This is a genomic window from Streptomyces sp. NPDC058637 (genome assembly GCF_042717325.1).
GTDB lineage: Bacteria > Actinomycetota > Actinomycetes > Streptomycetales > Streptomycetaceae > Streptomyces.
Genome location: NZ_JBHXRD010000028.1, coordinates 1 through 23,627, shown reverse-complemented (window position 1 = coordinate 23,627; position 23,627 = coordinate 1). Strand labels below are relative to the sequence as shown.

The 23,627-nt window shown below is 73.0% G+C and carries 12 protein-coding genes and 1 pseudogene; 3 read left to right on the top strand and 10 right to left on the bottom strand.

From position 1 onward, the window contains the following. Positions 1–27: 27 nt before the first annotated feature. The 9 genes from ACFWVP_RS25565 to ACFWVP_RS25525 all read right to left on the bottom strand — a co-directional run bounded on the left by ACFWVP_RS25565 (position 28) and on the right by ACFWVP_RS25525 (position 19,232). Positions 28–10,860, bottom strand: a complete 10,833-nt coding sequence (locus tag ACFWVP_RS25565) for an SDR family NAD(P)-dependent oxidoreductase (protein WP_384500045.1) — start codon at positions 10,858–10,860, stop codon at positions 28–30. Positions 10,861–10,939: 79 nt separating this feature from the next. Further along, on the bottom strand, positions 10,940–12,229 hold the full coding sequence (locus ACFWVP_RS25560; protein ID WP_384500043.1) for a methylaspartate mutase: 1,290 nt from the start codon (positions 12,227–12,229) through the stop codon (positions 10,940–10,942). Beyond that, positions 12,226–12,675: a cobalamin B12-binding domain-containing protein gene (locus ACFWVP_RS25555; protein ID WP_384500041.1), complete on the bottom strand. Its 450-nt coding sequence runs from the start codon at positions 12,673–12,675 to the stop codon at positions 12,226–12,228. The genes ACFWVP_RS25560 and ACFWVP_RS25555 overlap by 4 nt, the downstream gene beginning before the upstream one ends. Next, on the bottom strand, positions 12,675–13,913 hold the full coding sequence (locus ACFWVP_RS25550; RefSeq protein ID WP_384500039.1) for a type III PLP-dependent enzyme: 1,239 nt from the start codon (positions 13,911–13,913) through the stop codon (positions 12,675–12,677). Before ACFWVP_RS25550 ends, ACFWVP_RS25555 begins: the two co-directional genes overlap by 1 nt. After that, positions 13,910–15,436 carry an AMP-binding protein gene (locus ACFWVP_RS25545; RefSeq protein WP_384500037.1) on the bottom strand — a complete coding sequence of 509 codons (1,527 nt, stop codon included), beginning with the start codon at positions 15,434–15,436 and terminating at the stop codon, positions 13,910–13,912. The genes ACFWVP_RS25550 and ACFWVP_RS25545 overlap by 4 nt, the downstream gene beginning before the upstream one ends. Beyond that, on the bottom strand, positions 15,436–17,001 hold the full coding sequence (locus ACFWVP_RS25540; protein ID WP_384500097.1) for an AMP-binding protein: 1,566 nt from the start codon (positions 16,999–17,001) through the stop codon (positions 15,436–15,438). The genes ACFWVP_RS25545 and ACFWVP_RS25540 overlap by 1 nt, the downstream gene beginning before the upstream one ends. Before the next feature lie 25 nt (positions 17,002–17,026). Then, on the bottom strand, positions 17,027–17,278 hold the full coding sequence (locus ACFWVP_RS25535) for a phosphopantetheine-binding protein (RefSeq protein ID WP_384500035.1): 252 nt from the start codon (positions 17,276–17,278) through the stop codon (positions 17,027–17,029). Positions 17,279–17,313: 35 nt separating this feature from the next. Continuing rightward, complete coding sequence (locus tag ACFWVP_RS25530; RefSeq protein WP_384500034.1) at positions 17,314–18,249, bottom strand: ACP S-malonyltransferase; 936 nt, start codon at positions 18,247–18,249, stop codon at positions 17,314–17,316. A gap of 65 nt (positions 18,250–18,314) precedes the next feature. Further along, a complete protein-coding gene (locus ACFWVP_RS25525) occupies positions 18,315–19,232 on the bottom strand; it encodes a proline iminopeptidase-family hydrolase (protein WP_384500033.1) in 918 nt (305 codons plus the stop codon). Positions 19,233–19,587: 355 nt separating this feature from the next. Here ACFWVP_RS25525 and ACFWVP_RS25520 point away from each other — a divergent pair, with 355 nt between their 5' ends. Beyond that, the gene (locus tag ACFWVP_RS25520) at positions 19,588–20,820 is read left to right on the top strand and encodes a cytochrome P450 (protein ID WP_384500031.1); all 1,233 of its coding nucleotides are present in this window, start codon (positions 19,588–19,590) and stop codon (positions 20,818–20,820) included. A 66-nt stretch (positions 20,821–20,886) separates the two neighbouring features. Here the strand turns inward: ACFWVP_RS25520 and ACFWVP_RS25515 are convergent. Next, positions 20,887–21,684, bottom strand: a pseudogene (locus tag ACFWVP_RS25515) (IS110 family transposase). 212 nt (positions 21,685–21,896) lie between these two features. On the opposite strand from ACFWVP_RS25515, the gene ACFWVP_RS25510 reads away from it, so the two are divergent. Then, complete coding sequence (locus tag ACFWVP_RS25510) at positions 21,897–23,132, top strand: cytochrome P450 (protein WP_384500029.1); 1,236 nt, start codon at positions 21,897–21,899, stop codon at positions 23,130–23,132. A gap of 26 nt (positions 23,133–23,158) precedes the next feature. Then, positions 23,159–23,350 (top strand): ferredoxin, encoded by a 192-nt coding sequence (locus tag ACFWVP_RS25505; protein WP_384500027.1) that lies wholly within the window; start codon positions 23,159–23,161, stop codon positions 23,348–23,350. Positions 23,351–23,627 lie beyond the last annotated feature (277 nt).

The window sequence follows — 23,627 nt, the reverse complement described above, 5'->3', positions numbered from 1 at the left end:
CGGCGCGTCGTCCGGCACCGGGGCGGGTCACCGGGGACTGCTGCGGTTCAGGGCGGCGCGCACCAGGTCGGCCACGGCCATGGACTTGATGTCCATGGCCGGCTCGGCGGCGGCCTCGGCCGGCGCCGGGCCGGACAGCTTCAGCAGTCCGTCGAGCAGTCCTGCCTCGCGCATCCTCGCGACCGGGATCCTGGCGATGAGGTCCCGCACCTCGTCGTCGGGCCGGTGCCCGGCCGGTTCCGGGCCGGAGTCCGGGGCGAGCCGGTCGAGCAGGTGGTCCGCCAGGGCCGTCGGGGTGGCGTAGTCGAAGATGAGGGTGGAGGGCAGGCGCAGTCCGCTGACGGCGTTGAGCCGGTTGCGCAGTTCGACCGCGGCGAGTGAGTCGAAGCCCAGCTCGGTGAAGGCGCGCCGGGGGTCGACGGCCGCGGGACCGTCATGGCCGAGGACCGCGGCGACCTCGCTGCGGACCGCTTCGAGCACGGTGTGCCCGTGGTCGGCCTCCGGCAGCCCGGCCAGGCGCTCCCCGAGGGTGCGGGCCCGGTCGTCGTGCGCGACGCGGGCGGTGACACCGGCCAGGGTGCGCAGCACGGGGGGTACGTCGTCGCCGCGGCGGCGCAGGGCGGCGTCGTCCAGCCGGACCGGCACCAGGGCGGGGATCCCGGACTCCAGGGCCGCGTCGAACAGTTCCAGCCCCTCGGCCGGGTCGAGCGCGCCGATACCGGACCGTTCGATGCGCTGTACGTCGTCCAGGTCGAGGCCGGCTCCCATGCCGCCGCCGGACCACAGGCCCCAGGCGAGCGAGGTGGCGGGCAGGTTCCGGGCGGCGCGGTATGCGGCCAGGGCGTCGAGGAAGGTGTTGGCGGCGGCGTAGTTGCCCTGGCCCGCGGCGTCGATGGTGCCGGCGGCCGAGGAGAACAGCACGAAGTGGGACAGGTCACGGTCGAGGGTGAGCTGGTGCAGGTGCCAGGCGGCGTCCGCCTTGGGCCGGAGCACGGTGTCCAAACGCTCGGGGGTCAGGGAGGGCACCAGCCCGTCGTCGAGGACGCCGGCGGTGTGCACGACGCTGTCGACGGGGTGGGCCGCCAGCAGCGCGGCTAGTGCGGCCCGGTCGGCGACGTCGCAGGCGACGAGGTCGGTTCGGGCGCCCAGGGCGGCCAGTTCCTGTGCCAGTCCGGCGGCGCCGGGGGCGGAGGGTCCTCGCCGGCCGGCGAGGACCAGGCGGGTGACGCCGTGCCGGGTGACGAGGTGACGGGCCACCAGGGCGCCGAGTCCTCCGGTGCCGCCGGTGACGAGTACGGTGCCCCAGGGGCGGGCGGGGCGCGGTGTGTCCGGATCCGCGGCGCGCGTCAGGCGGGGGGCGTGGGCCCGGCCGTCCCGCCACAGCACCTCCCGCTCGCCGGAGTCGAGGACGGCGGCCAGCGCGGCACGGTCGGGTACGGGGCTGTCGGGCCCGTTCCGGCCGACGAGGACGATCCGGCCCGGGTCCTCGGCCTGCGCGGCCCGTACGAGTCCGTGCACGGCGGCGTCGGTGAGGGTGCCGGCAGTGAGCACCATCAGCACCGAGTCGGCCCACCGCTCGTCGCCCAACCACTCCTGGACGGTCGCGAGCGTCGCGTCCAGCGTGGTGCGCAGGTCCAGCGGCAGCTGCTCCCCGTCGGTGTGCGGGGCGCGCACCGGGAGGACGACGACCTCGGGCGCGGAACCGTCGATCGCGGACAGGCTCGGGTGGGCGGGGGCGTCGAGGCCGGCGTCGTCCGGGCCGAGCACGGCCCAGGTGCGGCGCTCGGGCCGCCCGGCGGACTCCGGCAGCGGTTCGTGCTCGGCGACGTAGAGGGAACGCGCGCGTCCGGTGAGCCGGTCGGCGGTGACGGGGCGGGTGACGTAGGACTCGACGGTGGCCAGCGGCCTGCCCTCGGTGTCCGTCAGGTCGAGCCGTGTGCCGTCCTCGCCCCGGGTGACGCGGACGCGGGCGGTGAGCGCCCCCCGGGCGTGCGCGGTGACACCGGTCCAGGCGAAGGGGAGGGCGATCGTGCCGGGGGGCGTGTCGTCGCCGGGGCCCTCCTCGGTGAGGGACGTGGCGTGCAGGGCGGAGTCCAGCAGCGCGGGGTGCAGGGTGTGCCGGGCGGCGTCCTGCCGGGCGTCGGCGGGCAGTTCCAGCTCGGCCAGGACGGTTTCGCCGAGCCGCCAGGCGGCCCGCACGCCGCGGAATACGGGGCCGTAGTCGTAGCCCGCGCCGTGCAGGCCCGGGTAGAGGCCGTCGGTGTCGAGCGGGACGGCTCCCGGTGGCGGCCAGGCGGCGGTTTCGGTGCCGGTGAGAGTGCCGGTGCCGGTTTCGGTGCCGGTGAGGGTGCCGGTCGCGTGCCGCGTCCAGTCCTCGTCCTCGGCGGCGTTCTCGGGCCGGGAGTGGATCTCCACGGAGCCGTCGGGCCGCGCGGCGACCTGGAGGCGTACGGCGTGGTCCCCGGGCAGCGCCAGCGGGGCCTGGAGGGTGAGTTCCTCCAGGACGGGCCGGCCGGTCAGCCGGCCGGCGTGCAGGGCGAGGTCGACCAGGGCGGCGCCGGGTACCAGCACCGAGCCGAGCACGGCGTGCTGGGCGAGCACCGGGTGGGTGGCGGTGGAGATCCGTCCCGTGAGCAGCAGTCCGGCGTCACCGGGCAGGTCCAGGCGGGCACTGACGTACGGGTGGTCGGCGGTGGCGAGACCGTGCCCGGCGGCGTCGCCCCGGGCGGCGGTGGTCGGCAGCCAGTAGTGGCGGTGCTCGAAGGCGTAGCTGGGGAGTTCGGTGCGGCGTCCCGCGTAACCGTCGTACAGGACAGACCAGTCGACGTCCGTGCCCCGCGTGTGCACGGCGGCCAGGGCGGCGAGCAGGCCGGGGACCTGGGCGGTGTCCTTGCGGGCCGTGGGGACGAACGCGGTGCCCTCGGCGTCGGCGAGGCAGTCCGGGCCCATCGCCGACAGGACGGGCGCGGCGCCCAGTTCGAGGAAGGTGTCGACGCCCTGTGCGGCCAGCGTCCGGACGGCGTCCGCGAAGCGCACGGTCTGCCGTACGTGCCGCACCCAGTAGTCGGCGGAGCCCAGTTCGGCTGCCGTGGCCTGGACACCGGTGAGGGTGGAGACGATCGGCAGGGCCGGGTCCGCGGCCGGGAGGGCCGCCATGACCCGGCGGAACTCCTCCAGCATGGGCTCCATGCGGGGCGAGTGGAAGGCGTGCGAGACGCGCAGCCGCCGGGTGGTGGTGAAATGTGCGGCGACGGCGGTGACTGCGTCCTCCTCCCCGGAGAGGACCACGGCGCGCGGGCCGTTGACTGCGGCGATGCCGCACCGTTCGTTCAGCAGCGGCGCCACCTCCTCCTCCGAGGCCTGTACGGCGATCATCGCGCCGCCCGCGGGCAGCGCCTGCATGAGGCGTCCGCGTGCCGCGACCGCGGTCACCGCGTCCTGCAGTGACCAGACCCCGGCGACGTGCGCGGCGGCGAACTCACCGACGGAGTGGCCGGCCAGCCAGGCGGGCCGCACCCCGAAGGACTCCAGCAGGCGGTAGAGAGTGACCTGGGTGGTGAACAGGGCTGCCTGGGTGTAGGCGGTCTGCTCCAGTACGGCGGGGTGGTCGCCGAGGACCACCTCGGCGAGCGGCCGCTCGAGGTGCTTGGCGAAGAGTTCGGCGACTCGGTCGAAGTGTTCGGCGTAGACCGGGTAGGTGTCGTACCAGTCGCGGCCCATGCCGGGCCGCTGGGCGCCCTGTCCGGAGAACAGGTGGGCGAGGGTGCCGTCTGTGGCGGCGCCGGTGACGAGCAGTCCGGGCGCCTCGTGTCCACGGGCCAGGGCATCCAGCGCTTCGGTGGTCCTCCGCCCGTCGGCGGCCAGGACGACGGCGCGGTACGGGTGGGTGCCGCGGGTGGTGGCGAGGGCCAGGCCGACGTCCGCGGGCACGGCGGTCAGGTCCCGGAGACGGGCGGCCTGGCCTCGCAGCGCCATGGAGGAGCGCGCGGAGACCGCGAGGGCGAGCACAGGCGGCACGGTGGCCGGGTCTGGCTCCGCGGTCTCCGGATCGCCTCCGGTGAACTCCTCCAGGATGACGTGGGCGTTGGTGCCGCTGATCCCGAAGGAGGAGACCCCGGCGCGGCGCGGCCGGTCCGGGGCCCGCCAGGGCCGCTCCTCGGTGAGGAGCCGCACCGCGCCCGCCGTCCAGTCCACCTGGGGCGAGGGCGCGTCGACGTGGAGGGTGCGCGGCAGGGTGCCGTGCCGCATCGCCATGACCATCTTGATGATGCCGGCCACCCCCGCGGCGGCCTGGGTGTGGCCCATGTTGGACTTGACGGAGCCCAGCCACAGCGGCTCGTCGTCGGGCCGCTCCTGTCCGTAGGTGGCCAGCAGTGCCTGGGCCTCGATCGGGTCGCCGAGCGTGGTGCCGGTGCCGTGCGCCTCGACGGCGTCGACGTCGGCGGGGGTGAGCCCGGCGGCGCTCAGCGCGGCGCGGATCACGCGCTGCTGGGAGGGGCCGTTGGGAGCGGTCAGTCCGTTGGAGGCCCCGTCGGAGTTGACGGCGGAGCCGCGCACCGTGGCCAGCACCCGGTGGCCGTTGCGGCGGGCGTCCGAGAGACGCTCGACGACGAGCATGCCGACGCCCTCGCCCCAGCCGGTGCCGTCGGCGGCCGCGGCGAACGACTTGCAGCGGCCGTCGGCGGCCAGGCCGCGCTGCCGGGCGAAGTCGACGAAGGTGTCGGGGGTCGACATGACGGTGACGCCGCCGACCAGGGCGAGATCGCACTCGCCCTGCCGCAGGGCCTGCGCGGCCAGGTGCAGGGTGACCAGCGAGGAGGAGCAGGCGGTGTCGACCGTGACGGCCGGGCCCTCAAGGCCGAGCGCGTAGGCGACCCGGCCGGAGACGACGCTGCCCAGACTGCCGTTGCCGAGGTAGGCGGCGAGGTCGTCGGGGACCTCGGTCAGCCAGGTGCCGTAGTCGTGGTACATGACGCCCGCGAACACGCCGGTGCGTGAGCCGCGCAGAGTCGCCGGGTCGATGGCGGAGCGCTCCAGGGCCTCCCAGGAGACCTCGAGGAGCAGGCGCTGCTGCGGGTCCATGGCGGTGGCCTCGCGCGGGCCGATGCCGAAGAAGCCGGGGTCGAAGTCGGCCGCGTCGTAGAGGAAGGCGCCCTCGCGGGTGTACGTGCGGCCGGGGGTGCCGGGCTCGGGGTCGTACAGGCTGTCGGTGTCCCAGCCGCGGTCGGCGGGGAAGCCGCCGACCGCGTCGACGCCTTCGGCGACCAGTCGCCACAGGTCTTCCGGGGAGCGGACGCCGCCGGGGTAGCGGCAGCCCATGCCGACGATGACGACGGGGTCGTCGCCCTCGGCGGGGCGCGGTCCGGCGGCGGGCTCGCCGGCCGGCCGTGCGGTGCCGAAGAGGGCGTCCCGGATGTGCTCGGCGAGTGCACGGGAGGTGGGGTGGTCGAAGACGAGGGTGGCAGGCAGCCGCAGTCCGGTGACGGTGTTGAGCCGGTTGCGCAGTTCGACGGCTCCCAGGGAGTCGAAGCCCAGCTCGGTGAAGGCCCGCCGGGGGTCGATGGCGGACGGGGAGTCGTGCCGCAGGACCGCGGCCACCTCGGTGCGGACCAGGTCCAGCAGGGCGCGTTCCCGGTCGGCGGGCGGCAGTTGCGCCGGCCCGCGCTCCTGGTGGGGCGCCGTGTGGGCGGCGGCCCGGCGGGGGACGGGACGGACGAGAGCGCTCAGCAGCGGCGGCGGGCCGTCGGGCCGGCGGCGTACGGCGGCGGCGTCGATCTCCACGGGGACGAGGTGGGGACTGCCGGAACGGACGGCGGCGTCGAAGAGCCGCAGGGAGTGCTCGGCGGACAGTCCTGGGACACCGTACGCGGCCACTCGCTCCAGGGCGGCGGCGTCCAGCGCGGCGCCCATGCCGGTGCCGGTGGCCCACAGGCTCCAGGCGAGGGCCGTGGCGGGCAGTCCGTGCGCCTCCCGGTGCACGGCGAGGGCGTCCAGGTAGGCGTTGGCGGCGGCGTAGTTGCCCTGGCCCGGTCCGTCGAGGACGGCGGCGAGGGAGGAGAACAGCACGAAGTGGGACAGGTTCCGGTCGAGGGTGAGTTCGTGCAGGTGCCAGGCGCCGGAGGCCTTGGCGTGGAAGACCTCGTCGATCATTTCCTCGGTGAGGCTCTCGACGATGCCGTCGCGCACGGTGCCCGCGGCGTGGACGACGGAGTCGACCGGGTGCCGGGCCAGCAGGTCGCGCAGCGCGTCCCTGTCTCCGACGTCGCAGGCGGCGACGGTCACTTCGGCCCCCAGCCCGGTCAGCTCGGCGTGCAGTTCGGGAGCGTGCCCCCGGCGGCCGGCGAGGACCAGCCGGCGCACACCGTGGGCGCGCACCAGGTGGCGGGCGAGCAGGGCTCCGAGCCCGCCGGTGCCGCCGGTGATCAGGACCGTGCCCCAGTCGGCGGCCGGCCGGGGTGCGGCGGTCGCTTCGGCGGTCAACCGCGGTACGGCGAACCGGCCCTCGGTGAGGGAGAGTTCGGGTTCTCCGGTGGCGAGCACCTGGCGCAGCTCGGCCTCGGAGGGCAGGCTGTCGTGTTCGACGAGGACGTAGCGGCCGGGGTTCTCGGCCTGTGCCGAGCGGACCAAGCCGCGTACCGCGGCGTGGGCGGGACTGCCGGGCCCGGTGATGAGGACGAGGCGGGCACCGGCCGCCCGCTCGTCCGACTGCCAGGTCTGCAGCAGGCGCAGGGTTCCCAGCACGTGGGCGCGCGCGTCGGCGGCGTCGGGGCCCGCCGGGCCGGCCGGGCGGTACACCACGGCGTCCGGCGCGGGGGCGTCGAGCAGCGCGTCCACGGCACGGGCGAGCGGGTCCTCGAAGGGATCGGCGTCCGGCGGTCCGTCCGGGCGGGGGACGCCGTCGAGGACGGCGGTGCGCAGGGGCGCGGTGGTCAGCGGCCGGGGGTGCGACGACCACCGCACGGAATACAGGACGTCGTCGTCCGGTACGGGCAGGGAGGTCATGGCCTCGATGTCGGCGACGGGGGCGCCGGCGGTGTCCGCGAGGTGCAGACCGATGGTGTCGCCGTCGCCACGGGTGATCCGTACGCGCAGAGCAGAGGCTCCGGTGGCGTGCAGGCGGACGCCGGTCCAGGCGAACGGCAGCAGCACCTCTCCGCGCGGCGGGGCGTCGAGGTCGGCGGCGTGCAGCGCGGCGTCCAGCAGCGCGGGATGGAGCCCGAAGCGCCCGGCGTCCGCGGTGGCGTCCTCGGGCAGGGCGACCTCGGCGAGGACGTGCTCGCCGTGCCGCCAGGCGGCGCGCAGGCCCTGGAAGACGGGGCCGTAGGCGTAGCCCTGGCCGGCGAGGTCCGCGTAGACCTCTGTGGTGTCCAGGGGTTCGGCGTCCGGCGGCGGCCATGCGCCCGGCTCGGTGCCGGCGGCAGGCGGAGCTGTGTCGGTGAGCACCCCGGCCGCGTGCCGGGCCCAGGGTGCGTCCTCGTCGGCGCGCGAGTGGACGGTGACGGTACGGCGACCGGTGTCGTCGGGTTCCCCGACAGCCACCTGGACGGCGACGTCCTCGTCCGGGGCGAGCACCAGCGGTGCGCCGAGGGTGAGTTCCTCCAGGTCGGTGGCGCCGACCTGGTCGCCGGCCCGCAGGGCGAGTTCGACGAAGGCGGTGCCCGGCATCAGCACACGGCCCGCGATCACGTGGTCCGCGAGCCAGGGGTGGGTACGGGTGGAGAGGCGTCCGGTCAGGACGACACCCTCCGCGCCGACCGCGACCACGGCCGCCAGCAGCGGGTGTCCGGCCGCGATCTGCCCCAGGCCGGACGCGTCGGCGGAGGTGCCTGGTTCCAGCCAGAAGCGACGCCGCTGGAAGGGGTAGCCGGGCAGCTCGACGCGGCGGGCGTCCTGGCCGGCGTAGTGCCGTGCCCAGTCGACGGGGACGCCGCGGGCGTGGGCCGCGGCGAGCGCGGTGACGGCCTCGCGGGCCTCGGGCCGCTCACGCCGCAGCACCGGCAGGAAGGCGGTGCCGGGCGCGTCCGTGCAGTCCGGTCCCATGGCGGTCAGCACCGCGTCGGGGCCGATCTCCAGGAACGTCCGGACGCCGGCGTCGGCGAGCCACCGCACGGCGTCGTGGAAGCGGACCTTGGCCCGGACGTGTTCCACCCAGTACTCGGGGTCGCACAGTTCGCGGCCGACGGGGGCGCCGGTCACGGTGGACACGATCGGCACGGTGGGTTCGGCGTAGTCCAGCACCTGTGCGACCCGGCGGAACTCGGCCAGCATCGGTTCCATCAGCGGTGAGTGGAAGGCGTGGCTGACGCGCAGGCGCTTGGTGTCGTGTCCGCGGGCGGCGAGTTCGCCGGCGACGCGCTCCACGTCGTCCAGGTCACCGGAGATCACGACGGAGGCGGGGCCGTTCACGGCGGCGATGCCGGTGCGCTCGGTGAGCAGCGGCGCGACGTCGCTCTCACCGGCGCGGACCGCGACCATGGCACCGCCCTCGGGCAGCGCCTGCATGAGCCGGCCGCGGGCGGAGACGAGGATCGTGGCGTCCTGCAGGGTGAGGACCCCGGCCACGTGCGCGGCGGCGATCTCGCCGACGGAGTGCCCGGCCAGGTGGTCGGGGCGCATCCCCCAGCTCTCCAGCAGGCGGTGGAGGGCGACTTCGACGGCGAACAGGGCCGGCTGCGCGTACTCGGTGCGGTGCAGCAGTTCCGCGTCGGGTGTGCCCGGCGCGGCGAACAGGACGCTCTTGAGGGGCTTGGGCAGCTGGAGGTCGAAGTGGGCGCAGACGTCGTCGAGTGCGTCGGCGAACGCGGGATACGCGGCGTCGAGTTCGCGGCCCATGCCGGGGCGCTGACTGCCCTGCCCGGTGAACAGGAAGCCGAGTTCGCCGCCCGCCCGACCGGTGGCGGGGGTGCTGCCCGAGGCCACGCCGGTGAGCGCCTCCCGCAGCTCGGCCCGGTCGGCGGCGACGAGGACGGCCCGGTCGGGCAGGGCCGCCCGGGTGGTGGCCAGGGCGTGGGCGAGGTCGGCCGGTTCCGTGGCGTCGGCAAGGGACAGCAGGCCGGCCGCGCGGGCCCGCAGGGCGGCTTCACCGCGGGCTGACAGCGGGAAGACGAGCGGGACCGGGGCGGCTCCGGGGGCGTGGGTGGTCTCCCTCCCGGGGGTGGTGCGCACTGCCTCCGTGTACGGGTCCCGGGCGCGGCCCGTGTCCTCGGCCCTGTCCCCCGCGTCCGGCTGTTCCAGGATGACGTGTGCGTTGGTGCCGCTGACGCCGAAGGAGGAGACGCCCGCCCGGCGAGGGCGGCCGGTCCGCGGCCAGGGCCTCGGCTCGGTGACGAGTTCCACGCTGCCGGACGCCCAGTTGGCGTGCGGGGTGGGGGCGTCGACGTGCAGGGTCGCGGGCACCTGACCGTGACGCATGGCGAGGACCGTCTTGATCACGCCGGCCACACCCGCGGCGGCCTGGGTGTGCCCCAGGTTCGACTTGACCGAGCCGAGCAGCAGAGGGGCCCCGGCGGGGCGGCCCTGCCCGTAGGTGGCCAGGAGCGCGGTCGCCTCGATGGGGTCGCCGAGGCGGGTGCCCGTACCGTGCGCCTCCACCACGTCGACGTCGGCGGGACCGAGCCCGGCGACGGCAAGCGCCCGGCGGATCAGCTTCTGCTGCGCCGTTCCGTTGGGAGCGGTGAGCCCGTTGGAGGCACCGTCCTGGTTGACGGCGGAGGACCGGACGACGGCGAGCATCCGGTGGCCGTTGCGGCGGGCGTCGGAGAGCCGTTCCAGGACGAGGACGCCGACGCCCTCCGCGAAGCCCGTGCCGTCCGCGGCGGCGGAGAACGCCTTGCAGCGGCCGTCCGCGGACAGCCCCCGCTGCCTGCTGAACGCGGTGAAGACGCCCGGCCCGCCCATCACGGCCACCCCGCCGGCCAGCGCCAGCGACGACTCGCCCTGCAGCAGCGAGCGGCAGGCCAGGTGGACGGCGACCAGGGAGGCGGAGCAGGCGGTGTCGACGGTGACCGCCGGTCCCTCGGTGCCCAGCACGTAGGCCACCCGGCCGGAGATGACGCTGGAGGCGTTGCCGGCCAGCAGATGGGCGTCGAGTCCGTCCGGCGCGTCGTGCAGGCGCGGACCGTACTCCTGCACCTCAGCCCCGAAGAACATGCCGGCCGCGGTGCGTCGCAGCGTGGTGGGGTCGATACCGGCGTCCTCCAGGGCCAGCCAGGAGGTCTCCAGTACCAGCCGCTGCTGGGGGTCCATGGCCAGCGACTCACGCGGGCTGATGCCGAAGAACTCGGCATCGAACTCGGTGGCCGTGTCCAGGAACCCGCCGGTGCGGGCGTAGGAGCTGCCGGGGACGTCCGGGTCCTCGTCGAAGAGCTGCTTCAGGTCCCAGCCACGGTCCTGGGGGAAGCCCGAGAGCACCTCGCCGCCGTCGGCGAGCAGACGCCACAGGTCGCCCGGCGTCTCGATGCCGCCGGGGAAACGGCAGCCGATGCCGACGATCGCCACGGCCTCGTCGGCGGGGCCGTCACCGGCCGGCTCCGGCGGAACGTCGTCCGCGGCCCGGTTCCCGGCCAGCAGCCGGTCGGCCAGGTCCCGCACGGTGGGGCAGTCGTAGGCGATGCCGACCGGCAGGTCGAGGCCCGTCCGCTCGGTCAGCCTCCGGTGCAGGTCCACCGCCGCGAGCGAGTCGAGTCCCTGTTCCGCCAGCGGTACGGAGGGGTCCAGGGCCCGCGAGGTGCCCGGCCGGGCCGCCTCGACCGCCTCGGTGACGGCGGTGCGCACCAGATCCGTCACCAGCCTGCGGTGCTGCGTCGGTGCGGCCTCGGCGAGCAGTCGCGCCAGGGCTGATTCGGATCCGGGCCCGTTCATCCACGCATCTCCACTTTCGACCGACACCGTTTCCCACCTTTTTTCTCACCGTAATGACGACCCCGGAAAGGCCACACCCTTAGGCACCCCTAGGGGCCGGGCCGGGCGAGCCACCCGCCTGCGGGGGTGCGTCGCGGTCGAACGAACGCCGGACGAAAGACAGGGAATCGAGCAGTTCCGTCGAGGTGACCGTGTGGGCCGGGCGGGCGTCGGTGACGCCGGCCAGCGGCATCTTTCCCACGTCCGACCAGCGCAGCCGGCCGTCCTCGGCGATGTAACTCCGGCTCAGTCCCGCGTTGTCCGGATGCAGGCAGTAGGGCACGTCCAGCCGGCCCTCCGCGAACGCCTTCAGCAGTGCGGTGCCGAGGTCGTCGTCCAGGTTCAGCACCCCGTCGACCAGCGCGTACGCCTCGGCGTACGTCTCCGTCCCGGCGCCCTCCAAAGGGGCCGGCCCGGTGCGCGCGGCGACCGCGGCGGCGTATTCCAGTGCGGCCACGTTCTCCGCCACCGACGGGATGCGCCGGGATTCCGCGACGGTTTTCACGATGAGGCGCTCGGAACCACTCTCGACCGCCAGTTCGGCGGCCTGCGCGAGCAGTCGACGGGCGCCGTACTCGGTTTCCGGGAACAATCCCATGTACGCGTAGACGACCACGTGCCATTCGGTGTCCGCGAGGAACCGCGCGCACAGGCTGCGCAACGCGGCGACCGCTTCGGAGTCCTGCCGCCGATTCGTCTGCTGGGCGTAACTCACCGAAATGCTCCGGATTCCGTGTCGGCGGAAGAACAGCGCCTCGAGCACACTGACCGCCACGAGCAGGCCGGGCGGGCAGAGCTGGCCGAGCAGACACCCCCCGAAGGTCTCCAGGTGCGGTTCGGTGCCGGTTCCGCGGAGCGCGGCGAGCAGTTCGCAGGATTCCGTCCAGTGGGCGACGGACTCCCGCAACGGAACCCTGCCATAGGGGAGGCAGTAGGAGACGGGCCCGCCCTCCGAGGCGTCGAGCCCCACGGACAACAGCGCCCGGAAGATGTGCTGGGGCGCTGCCGAGCCGTGCCGCACCTGCACCGGGAACCCCGGGCCGTGGATCCGGTCGAGGACCCGGCGGGTGGTGGCCGCCTCGTGACCGACCAGCGGATAGCCGTTGAGGTCGGCTCCTTCCAGAACGGCGAGTTGAGCGGACTCCAGGTCACCGACCCGGGTGTAGCTGTCCAGGGTGAGAGTCCCGACGGTCGTCGCGTCGGCGTCCCGGGTGGCGAGCAGCCCCGCCCGCATGCGCTGCGGGCTGCTCATCCCCATCCGGGGCTGCACCACCAGCCGGCCGGCGTCGTGGGCCCGGCGCACGAACCCTCCGAACCCGGCACCGGTCACACCAGGGCCCGCTGGGGCAGCGCGTCGAGCATCCGCCGGAAGGTGGCGACACCTTCGGAGGTGTCGTCGAACACCGCGTCGTAGCCGGCGGCACGCAGCGCGGCCGACTCCTCCCCACCGCAGGGTCCGGCGATCCCGAGCTTGCCGCCTATGAAGACGGGCACGGCGGTGAGGCCGGGGTGCTCGCGCAGCCGGGTGACCGTGCGCATACCGTCGTGGTAGCCGTGCCCATTGACGCTGCTGATCACGATGAGCGCGGGGTCCTGCGCCAGGGCCTCGCCTATCAGCAGGTCCTCGGGGACGCAGGGGCCGAGGTTGACCACGCGGTGGCCGTGTTCCTCGATGAGGAGCTGGAGGTAGACCAGGTTCCAGGTGTGCGAGTCGGAGATGCCGCCCGCCACGAGCACGGGCTGCTCGCCGGGGGTGGGGGTGAGGCGGTTGCTCATCACAGGGCCTGTCCGTGTTCGTAGGTTCGGGTGTGCTCGATGCGGGAGACGGAGACGAGTTCCTCGCCGCGGACGACGATCTCCGCGGGGGCGGGCCTGCCGAGGAACATCAGGAGGCTGGCGGTGGGCCCGTACGACCCGGCGTTGGGGACGGTCAGCAGGTCGCCGGGGGCCGGGTCCGGCAGCGGAACCTGCCGTCCGAGCAGGTCGCCGGGCGTGCACAGCGGTCCGGCGAGGTGGGCCGGAACGCCGTCCGTGCCGACGGACTCGTGCGGTTCGACGGAGACCGGCAGGATGAGGCCGAGACCGGACATGCCGCCGAAGGTGTTGATGCCCGCGTCGAGGACGACGTAGCGGGTGCCACGGCTGTCCTTGACGTTGACGACGGAGGTGAGCAGGGTGCCGCTGTCGGCGACCAGGTACCGTCCCGACTCGCAGGCGATGCGCGGGGCGCCGTCCCGCCAGCCGGGGAAGTGCTCGTCGAGCGACGTGGCCAGGGCGTCGCCCAGTTCGCCGTAGACAGGCCGCCGTCCCTGGACCGCGTACGGTGCGGCGAAGCCGCCGCCGAGGTCGACGATGCGGAAGGTGACGCCCAGTTCCCGCTGGAGGGCGGCGGCGGTGGCGATGGTGTGCCGGAACTCGGCGATGAGGCTCGCCTCGTCCTTGGCGTTGCTCAGCGGGAAGAAGTGCAGTCCCGCCAGGTTGGTGCCGGGTACGTCGCGCAGTTCGGCGGCGAGGCCGGGCAGGGTCTCGCCGTCGAACCCGAACTGCGAGGGCACCCCGGTCATACGGATGCTGGTGGCCGCGGCTCCGGTGGCGTTGTTGACCCGGATCAGGCAGTCGGCGGTGATGCCTAGCCGGACGGCGGCCTCGCCGACGTGGCGCAGATCGCCGGGTGACTCCACGGAGAACGTCCGCACGCCCCGGGTCATGGCCTCGGCCAGTTCCTCGGCCGTCTTGCCGGGGCCGGTGTACAGGATCTCGGTGCCCTGGAAGCCGGCCCGCAGAACGGCGTCGAGTTCCCCGACGGAGCTGATCTCCGCGTGGCAGACGCGGTGGCCGCCCGCCCGCATCTCGCGCAGGATCTCGGGGTGCGGGTTGGCCTTGGCCGCGTAGTACACGGCGATCTCGTCGGGCAACGCGGCGAACAGTTCGTCCCGCGCCGCCGCGACCCGGTCCAGGTCGTAGACGTAGGAGGGGGTGCCGAAGCGCCGGGCGAGGTCGGTGGTGCCGGTCACGGCGTCGTTCCTTCCAGAAGGCTGACGAGCTGTTTGCGGTCGTGCTTGCCGTGCGCGGTCAGCGGCAGTTCGCCGACGACACGGCTGACGCCCGGCACCTTGGCGGGCTCCAGCCGGAGGGACAGCTCCCTGAGAAGCACGTGCGGGTCGATGTCGCCCTCGGCGAACACCGCGAGGTCGCGGCCGGGGGCGGGCGGCAGGACCGCGGCGGCGCGGACACCGGGTACGTCCGCGGCCGCGGCCTCGATCTCGGTGGTGCTCATGCGGACGCCCTTGTGCTTGAACATGTCGTCCCGCCGGCCCTCGTAGTAGAGGAACCCGTCCTCGTCGACGTGTCCGAAGTCGCCGGTGTGCAGCCGCAGTCCGCCGTCGGGAGCGGGCCGGAAGGCGCGTGCGGTCTGCTCCGGCGCGCGCCAGTAGCCGGGCATGACGTGGGGGCCCTCGACGACGATCTCCCCTGTCTGCCGGGGCGGCAGCCGGTTGCCCTCCACGTCCACGGCGAAGGCCCGGGTGCCGGGCAGCGGGCGGCCGACCGACTCGGGCCGGGCGTCCTGCTGGTCGGGCGGCAGGACGGAGACGCGCTTGCACTCGGTCTGGCCGAACTGGATGACCACCTCGGATCCGGGGAAGGCCGCGCGGAGCCCGTCGGCGGTGGCCTTCGGCAGCGCGGCCCCGGTGTTGGTGAACATGCGGACGGTGGAGTCCTGCCGCGGTTCGCGTGCGGCCAGCGCGCAGACCATGGTGGCCAGGGACGGCACGATGGGGACGACGGTGGCCCCGGTCTCCCGGATACGGCGCAGAAGTACCAGGTCGGACTCGCCGTCGGCGAGCACGAGTTCGCTGCGGCCGGCCGCGGTGAGCAGCACCTTGTAGAGGCCGTAGTCCCACGAGATGGGGAAGCGGCAGAAGACCACGTCGTCGGGTCGGTAGCCGAGTTCGAGGTTGATGGCCTCGGTGGCGAAGACCATCCGGCCGTGCGGGCAGACGACGGCCTTGGGGGCCGCCGTGGAGCCGGAGGTGTAGACGAGGACGGCGAGGTCGTCGCTGTGGACGGGGGCGCCGTCGCCCCGGGCCTCCTTGTCGCGCAGGTCGGTGACCGCCTGCCACACCTCTTCCAGGCCGAGGACGGAGACCGGATCGGCGAGCGCGGATACCCGGGAGACGGCGGGATCGGCGACGATCACCAGCGACGGCTCCGAGTTCCCGACGACGGCCTCGAGGTGAAAGTCCTTCATGCCGGTGTTGACGGGGACGAGAACGGCGCCGCGGCGCGCGGTGCCGTACAGCAGGGCCACCAGCTCGCGGGTGCTGGCCAGTTGCACCAGGACCCGGTCACCGTGGCAGACGCCCTGGGCCTGGAGCCACGCGTCGACGGCGTGGCTCCAGGCGGTGAGCTCCCGGTAGGTCCATCGCCCGGTGCCGTCGGCGACCGCCGGCGCGTCAGGGTGCTCGGCGGTGGCCTCGTCGAGCAGGTCGTGCACCCGGGCATCGGTGCGGGCCCGTGTTGTCGGTTGACCGTTCACTACGACTCCTGCCGTCCTTCGGTCCTGCTCCCGGTTCCGGCGTGCTGCTCACGCAGGGCCGTGGCGCGGGAGGTGAGCTTCCTGCGGTCGGTCTTGCGGTTGGGGTTGAGCGGGAGCGCGTTCAGGTGGTGGTAGGCCCGGGGGACGACCGCGGCCGGCAACAGTTCCCGCAGATGACGGGCGAGCCGGGCGGGCGGCACCGGGTCCCCGGTGTGGAAGACGGCGAGCTCGACCGTGCCGTCCACGGGGACGGCGACGGTCGCGGCGTCCTCCACGCCGGAGCAGGTGCGCACCGCGGCGTCGACCTCGGCCAGTTCCATCCGTATGCCGTGCACCTGGACCTGGGCGTCCTGGCGGCCGAGGTACAGCAAGGCGTCGTCTCCGGCGCGGCGGACCCGGTCCCCGGTCCGGTAATAGCGCAGGCCGTCCAGCTCCAGGAAGCGCCCGGTGTCGTCGGCCGGGTCGAGGTAGCCGGGGGTCAGCTGAGGTCCGGCGATGCACAGTTCGCCCTCGCCGGTGGTGCTCGGCGAGCCCGCGTCGTCCAGCAGCAGCACCGGGTGGCCGTCGTGCACGGCCCCGATCGGCACCATGCCGTGGAGGTGTCGGCTCCCCGGCACCCGGCGGTGGGCGGTGATGGTGACGGTCAGCTCGGTCGGCCCGTACAGGTTCTCCAGCACGGTGCCGGGAGCGGCCACCGTCCAGTCGTCGGCGTCCCGGCAGCTGAGCGCCTCCCCCGCGAAGAAGCTCCGACGCAGCGAGGACAGCGCACCGGGTGCGAGTCCGCCGGTGCGCCGCACCAGGGCGATCGCGCTGGGTGTGGAGAACCACACGGTCACCCCTCGCTCCGCCACGAACTCGGGCAGGCGCGCGTACGCCCGCGCCGGGACCGGCACGACGGTGGCCCCGGCGCCCCAGGCGCAGAACAGGTCGAACATGGCGCAGTCGAAGTTGAGGTCGAAGGTCTGCGAGAAGACGTCCTCGGGACCGAAGTCGTATCGCTCGTCGAGCAGGGAGAAGTAGTACGCGGTGTTCGCGTGGGTGACCGGCACACCCTTGGGGCGCCCGGTGGAGCCGGAGGTGAACAGCACGTAGGCGATGCCGTCCGGGCGGGCGGGCATCGGCGCCTTCAGCACACTGTCGGGGTCGACGGTGAGCTCCGGCATCGGCTGGCCGCCGGGGGCGAACAGGGTGGGCAGGGTGACGCCGTTCCCGTGCAGCGCGGTCAGCGCCGGCAGGGCGTCGTCGTCGGCGAGCAGGGCTCCCACACCGGCGGCCTCGATCATCTGCCTGGTGCGGGCGGCGGGAAAGGCCGGCTGCAGGGGGACGACGGTGACCCCGCTGTAGAGGCCTGCCAGCAGGCTCGTGTACGCCGACGGGCCCTTGCCGGCGAGCACGCCCACGGCGGGCGGCCGGTCGGGGAGCCCGGCCAGCAGGGAGCCGGCGAGCAGGAGGGCCCGCTCGTGGAGCTCGCGGTAGGTGAGGGCGGCGCCGTCGGCCCACAGCGCGGGCCGGTCGGGCGCCAGGGCCAGCCCGCGCAGGAACCGTCCGGACAGGGCTCCGTCCATGGTGAGGTCCAAGGGATCCGTCCCGTCAGCTCTTGGCGCGCTGGAGCGTGCCCTCGACGGTCTCCCACAGCACGCCCGCGCTGCGGAAGGTGCCCATGGTCAGCGCGCTGTCACGGAAGCGCACCTGGTACGCCTCCTCCAGCATTCCGAGCAGCTGGACCATGCCCAGCGAGTCCAGACCGAGGTCCTTCAGCTCGACGTCGGCGGTCAGCGGTTCCTGCGGGGGCAGGAACGGCAGGAAGGTGCGGAGTATCTCTTCGAACTGCTCGTCCCACATGGGTGTGCCTCCTGCGGATAGGGCGGATGAACGGGTCAGGCGGCGCGCGGACGGCGCCGGGGGGTCATCGCCAGGCGGGGATGCGCGGCGACGACCTCGAAGGTGCGGATGGTGCGGGGAACCCGGCCGAAGAGGCTGTCGGGTCCGGCGACGCACATCCGCCGGACTCCGGCGTCACGCAACGCCGTGGTGACGCTCGGCCAGTTCATGGGGTGGTCGAAGCTGTCGAGCAGCATGGTGCGCAGTTCCTCACCGGTGTGCAGCAGCCTGCCGTCCTGGTCGGCGACGACCGGCAGTGCGGGATCGGCGAAGGTGAAGCGGGAGATGACCTCGCGTTCCGCCTTGGCGCGCAGGGGCGCGAACGCCGACGCGTGCATGGGCGGCCGCATGGTGTAGAGGGGAAGGCTGCCGATGCCGCGCAACCGCTCCCTCATCCACTCCACGCGCCGTTCGGCCAGGGAGACCATCCAGAAGCCGTCGTCGATGTGGCAGGAGATCTCGTGCCACTCACCACCGTCGTCGAGTTCGGCGAGGATCGCGTCCAGCTCCTCGCGCGGGGCGCGGACGAAGGACAGGGTGACGATGTCCCGGTGGTGGTCGGCGAAGTACTCCTCGAGGCACCGCGCGATCCCGGCGGTGAGCCGGATCGCGTCGGGCAGGTCGAGGGCGCCGGTGTAGGCGAGGGCCGCCTTCTCCCCGAAGCTGGGGCCGGCCACGATGTCGGGGTCGATGTCCAGGTGCTCGCGGGCCCAGTAGGCACTGGCCAGGCAGTTCACGAAGAACGCGACCTGGGCGGCCTCCGAGTAGTCGCCCTCGGCGCTGCGGTAGGTGTCCACCAGCGAGTAGCCGAGGACGTCGTCGGCGACGGCGACCAGCTCCCGGGCCCAGCGGCTGGCGACCATGAAGCGGCCCACCTCGGCGAACGGGACGGGTCCCATACCGGGAAAGACGAGAGCGGTGTCGTACGCCATGGCGGTGTCCCCGCCCCCTTTCACAGTGGTGCGCGACGCTCGGGCAGGCGACGCGGCGCGGAGCGTCACAGGCCGGCGAGGAAGTCGGTGAGCACCTCGAAGAACCGCTCCGGTTCCTCCAGGTGCGGCAGGTGGCTGGACTCCTCGAAGATCTCCCAGCGGGCCCCGGGGACACGGTCCATGTAGGGCTGGACGACGGCCGGGGTGGCCTCGTCATGGCGTCCGCTCAGGAGCAGGGTGGGAGTGCGGATGGTGTCCAGTTCGTCGACGATCGACCAGTCCTTGAGGGAGCCGATCACGTGGAACTCGGTGGGCCCGTTCATCGCGTAGTAGACCGTCGGGTCGTTGTAGATCTCCATGAAGGAGGAGAGGAAGTCGCGGGGCCACGGGGTGAGGCGGCACACGTGGCGGTCGTAGAAGACACGCATCGCGGCCAGGTACTCCTCGGTGTCGTACGTGCCGGCCGTCTCGTGCCGCACCAGGGTCTCCTGCACGTCCGGCGGCAGGGAGGCCCGCAGCCTGGCCATCTCCTCCAGCCAGATGGGGTACGAGGCGGGCGCGTTGGCGACGACCAGGCCGCGCAGGCCCGGCGGACGGCCCATCGCGTGCCGGGCGCACAGCGGGCCTCCCCAGGACTGGCCGAACAGGACGTAGTCCTCCGCGATGCCCAGTTCCCGTACGAGGTTGTCGAGTTCGTCGAGGAAGAGGTCGACCGTCCAGAAGTCCGGTGCGCTTTCCGGCAGATGGGTGGAGCCACCGTTGCCCAACTGGTCGTAGTGGACGACCGGCCAGCCGTCCTCGGTCAGGCGGGCCAGCGGCAGCAGGTAGTCGTGCGTGCTGCCGGGTCCCCCGTGCACGACGACGACCGCCGGGCGGCCCGTACCGAGTTCGCCGGTCACCCGGTACCAGGTCCGGTACTCCCCGAAGGGGACGGTGCCCTTGACGCTGGGTACAAGACCCTGCGCACTGGGTTTCGGGGCCACGCTGATCACCTCTACTCGGCTGCGGAGTGCGGCGGCCGTCCGGTCAGGGAGATCCGGCCGGGACCGCGGAACGTGGTGGCGCCGGGCGAACGGTGCTTCCGCCGTGGTCCGCAGCCGACGCTAACCGTCGCCCTGACGTTCGACGGACCCCTAACCGCCCCTAGTGGTAGGGGGGTGACGAGGGCCACGGCCGCACCCCACAGGGGCCCGTGCCGCTAGGGGCGCGTAGGGGTGGGCCGCCCCCGGCCGCGCTCCCTAGCGTGCGGGAAACGGCCGGCGGACCGCGCCGGCGCCGAGCCCGGAGCCTCCCCGGGTGAACGGCGCGTCCCGCTCCCTCCCGTGCGAAGAGGACACCATGACTGCACCTGCCGAAGCGGCCGACCAGGACGCCCTCCCGGAGTTCCCGATGCGCCGGGCCTGCCCCTTCAGTCCGCCCGCCGCCTACACCGGACTGCGCGAGAACGAACCGGTCTCCCGGGCGCAGCTGAAGGTGAACGGCAAGCCGACCTGGCTGGTCACCCGCCACGACCTGTACAAGAAGCTGCTCGGAGACCCGCGGGTGAGCGCCAACCTGAAGCTGCCCGGCTACCCGCTCCAGGTGCCGGTGCCGGAGGAGACGCTCCAGTCGGTGCCGCTCACCTTCCTGTCCATGGACCCGCCCGATCACACGGTGCAACGTCGCATGCTGGCGCCGGAGTTCAGTGTGCGCCGCATGCGCGAACTACGCACCCGGGTGCAGCAGCTCGTGGACCAGCAGATCGACGACATGCTCGCCAAGGGCTGCGACAGTCCGGTGGATCTCGTCACGGCCGTCGCGCTGCCGGTGCCGTCCCTGGTGATCTGCGAACTGCTCGGCGTCCCCTACGAGGACCACGCCCGGTTCGAGCAGTGGGCGTGGGCCATCATGAACCACGAGGTCAGCGACGAGGAACGGGGCATCGCCCACTACGAACTGGACCGCTACGTCGACGGGCTGGTCACCGCCAAGGAGAGCGAGCCCGGCGACGACATGATCAGCCGGCTGATCGAGTTCAACCGGGAGACCCCGGCGGTGGAGCACTCGGACATCGTCAGCATGTCCAAGCTGATGCTGGTCACCGGTCACGAGACCACCGCGAACATGATCGCACTGGGTGTGCTGGCCCTGCTGGAGCACCCGGACCAGCTCGCCGACGTGCGCGAGGACCCCGACCTGATGCCGCGCGCGGTCGAGGAACTCCTGCGGCTGTTCTCCATCTCGGACGCCGGCACGGCACGCGTGGCCATGGAGGACATCGAGCTGGGCAATGTCACCATCCGCGCGGGTGACGGCATCCTGCCGCTGAACAACGCCGCCAACCACGACGAGGCCGTCTTCCCCGATGCGGACCGGCTGGACGTGCGCCGCGAGGCCCGCAGTCATGTGGCCTTCGGGTACGGCGTCCATCAGTGCGTCGGTCAGAACCTGGCCCGAATGGAGCTCGACGTCGTCTACTCCACGCTGCTGCGCCGGGTACCGACGCTGCGCCTGGCCACGCCGGCCGAGGAACTGCGGTTCAAGGACGACGCCATCGTCTGGGGCCTGTACGAGCTGCCCGTCACCTGGTGACGCCGAACGCCCGGCCGCGCATCCCCTTCCCCACCGTTCCGTTCGAGAGGCTTCCCGATACTGATGTCAAGCCGCTGCCGTGACAGCGGGTGTGTCTTGATGGCACGCGCCGTCACGGATCATGGCCCACAGGACATTGATGCGGCGGCGCGCGAGTGCCGGCAGCGCCTGCTTGTGCCCTTTCCCCTCGGCGCGTTCGCGCGCGTAGTGAGACCTGGAGGCCGGACAGCTCTCAGGCTCGACAGCGCGGAAAGACACATCGCGTCGAGCAGCGCACGGTGGAAGCGCCGGGGTCCGGTAGCCCGTCAGCAGGACGACGGGACCCTTGGTGGTCAGTTCCAGTTCGCGTTCCATTGCTGGAAAGATCTACAGCAGTTGAGCCCTCAGCCGGTTGAACTGGCGAGTGCGGTCACACATCAGGTCGGTGCGGCGGCCGGTCAGGGTCCGGTGGCCGACGGCGATCTCGTCGCCGGGCCGCAGCGGGCCCAGGTCGCGGCGCACGCGGGCCTGATCGGCGATGGCGAAGGCGTCCTCGGCGTCCGTCCTGCCCTCGCCCCGCCAGGAGGCCGAGGCGCGGTGCACGGTCAGGCCGGTGATGTGAACCATCGGCTGATCGTGGCTGAGCAGCAACCCGATCAGCGGAGCAGCTCCGCCGTGGTTCAGGTCGACGGCCCGCAGCACGTCGGTGTCGAGGGTCAGGACGTCCCCGATCAGTTCCAGCAGTACCGTCTCGTCGTTCAGGACCCGGCGGGACAGCAGGCGTTCGCCGTCCGCGTAGATCACCCCGCAGTGGTGGTGCTCCTCGCCGGTGTCCACTCCGGCCCCTGTCCGGGGCACGGTCACCTCCGCCGGCTCGTCGCCCATCACATGCCCAGCAGACGACCTCGCCGACGTTGCCCCGCACAGCGATCGAGTCGCATCTTCCACTTGGCGGTCGAGTCGTCGCGGAGCTCCGGGCGGCCAAGCCTCTCCAGCCATCTCACGGCGCTGCCATGACAGCGATACCCAGAGCCCCTGGGTCCCGCTGATCTTACGGGTGACCAGTTCGAACCACGATCAAGAAAGTAGGGCACACCATGACCCAGCCCGCCGACCCGGCGCCCGACACGGCGTCGCCGCATCCCCAGTTCCCGATGCGACGCGCCTGCCCGTTCAGCGAGCCGGGCGAGTACGCCGAACTGCGCGCGAAGGAGCCCGTGTCCCGCGCCTCGCTCAAGGTGAACGGCAAGCCGACCTGGCTGGTGACCCGGCACGAGCACGTCAAGCAGGTGCTCGGCGATCCGCGGGTGAGCAGCAACCTCAAGCGTCCCGGCTACCCGCACCAGTTCCACATCTCCGAGGAGATGCTGGCCCATGTCCGACTGATGATGCTGTCCATGGACCCGCCGGACCACACCGCACAACGCCGCATGCTGATACCGGAGTTCACGGCGCGGCGGGTGAAGGAGATGCGACCGCGGATCCAGCAGATCGTCGACGAGCGTATCGACGCCATGCTGGCCGAGGACGGCCCCGTGGACCTGGTCGCGGCCCTCGCCCTGCCGGTGCCGTCCCTGACCATCTGCGAACTGCTCGGCGTCCCCTACGAGGACCACGCCCGGTTCGAGGAGTGGTCGGCGGCCATGATGAACCACGACCTCGGCCCCGAGGAGTACGGGGCGGCGGTGCAGGCCCTGGACATGTACCTCGACGAGCTGGTCACCCTCAAGGAGACCGAGCCGGGCGACGACCTGATCAGCCGGTTCCTGGAGAAGAACCGCGCCGAGCAGGCCGCCGACCACGCCGACGTGGTGACCATGGCCCGGATGATGCTGGTGGGCGGCCACGAGACGACGGCCAACATGATCGCGCTCGGTGTGCTGGCGCTGCTGGAACACCCGAACCACCTGGCGGAGCTGCGGGCAGACGACACGTTGCTGCCGAACGCGATCGAGGAGTTGCTGCGCGTCTTCTCCATCTCGGACTCGGGCACCGCCCGTGTCGCCGTCGAGGACATCGAGGTGGGCGGGGTCACCATCCGCGCCGGTGAGGGCATCCTCGCGCTGAACAACGCCGCCGACCACGACGAGGCGGTCTTCGCGGACCCCGGCACCCTCGACTTCCACCGCAAGGAGGTGCGCAGCCACCTCGCCTTCGGATACGGGATCCACCAGTGCATGGGCGCGAACCTCGCCCGCGCGGAGTTGGAGATCGTGTACGGCACCCTGCTGCGCCGCGTTCCGGGTCTCCGGCTGGCCGTGCCGAGGGAGGAACTACGTTTCAAGGACGACGCCATGGTCTACGGCGCCTACGAACTGCCCGTCACCTGGTGACGGCCGAACCGATCGGAATCCCTGTCATGCGTGTCACCACGGACCACGACCGGTGCGTGGGCGCCGGCCAGTGCGCGATGCTCAGCCCCGAGGTCTTTGACCAGGACGACGACGGTCTCGTCGTCGTCCTCCAGGACAGGCCCGCGGCGGAGCTGCTGGACGACGTGCACCGTGCGGCGGAACTGTGCCCGTCACAGTCCATCCACGTCACCGGCTGACCTGTTCCGCGCTCTCGGCGCGGTCCCGTACGGGCCGGGCGCCAGGTACCGCGGGGCGCCCGGCTCACGTACGGGAGGGGCAGCGTCGTCCGCCCCGCACGACGACGACAACTGAGGACGTGAACCCGTGGTGACGAACCGACCTCGTTCCTCCGAATCCGGACTGCCCATCGAACCGGTCCACGGGCCCGGCGCCCAGGCGGGCTGGGACCCGGCCGAGAAGCTGGGCGAGCCGGGTGCGTACCCCTTCACGCGTGGCGTCTACCCCACGATGTAC

What these genes read in the sequence shown, in the direction of transcription:
- ACFWVP_RS25510 (WP_384500029.1), top strand. Translation starts at nt 21,897, where the DNA reads ATGACCCAGCCCGCCGACCCGGCGCCCGACACGGCGTCGCCGCATCCC.
- ACFWVP_RS25505 (WP_384500027.1), top strand. Translation starts at nt 23,159, where the DNA reads ATGCGTGTCACCACGGACCACGACCGGTGCGTGGGCGCCGGCCAGTGC.
- ACFWVP_RS25565 (WP_384500045.1), bottom strand. Translation starts at nt 10,860, where the DNA reads ATGAACGGGCCCGGATCCGAATCAGCCCTGGCGCGACTGCTCGCCGAG.
- ACFWVP_RS25540 (WP_384500097.1), bottom strand. Translation starts at nt 17,001, where the DNA reads ATGGACGGAGCCCTGTCCGGACGGTTCCTGCGCGGGCTGGCCCTGGCG.
- ACFWVP_RS25520 (WP_384500031.1), top strand. Translation starts at nt 19,588, where the DNA reads ATGACTGCACCTGCCGAAGCGGCCGACCAGGACGCCCTCCCGGAGTTC.
- ACFWVP_RS25530 (WP_384500034.1), bottom strand. Translation starts at nt 18,249, where the DNA reads ATGGCGTACGACACCGCTCTCGTCTTTCCCGGTATGGGACCCGTCCCG.
- ACFWVP_RS25535 (WP_384500035.1), bottom strand. Translation starts at nt 17,278, where the DNA reads ATGTGGGACGAGCAGTTCGAAGAGATACTCCGCACCTTCCTGCCGTTC.
- ACFWVP_RS25555 (WP_384500041.1), bottom strand. Translation starts at nt 12,675, where the DNA reads ATGAGCAACCGCCTCACCCCCACCCCCGGCGAGCAGCCCGTGCTCGTG.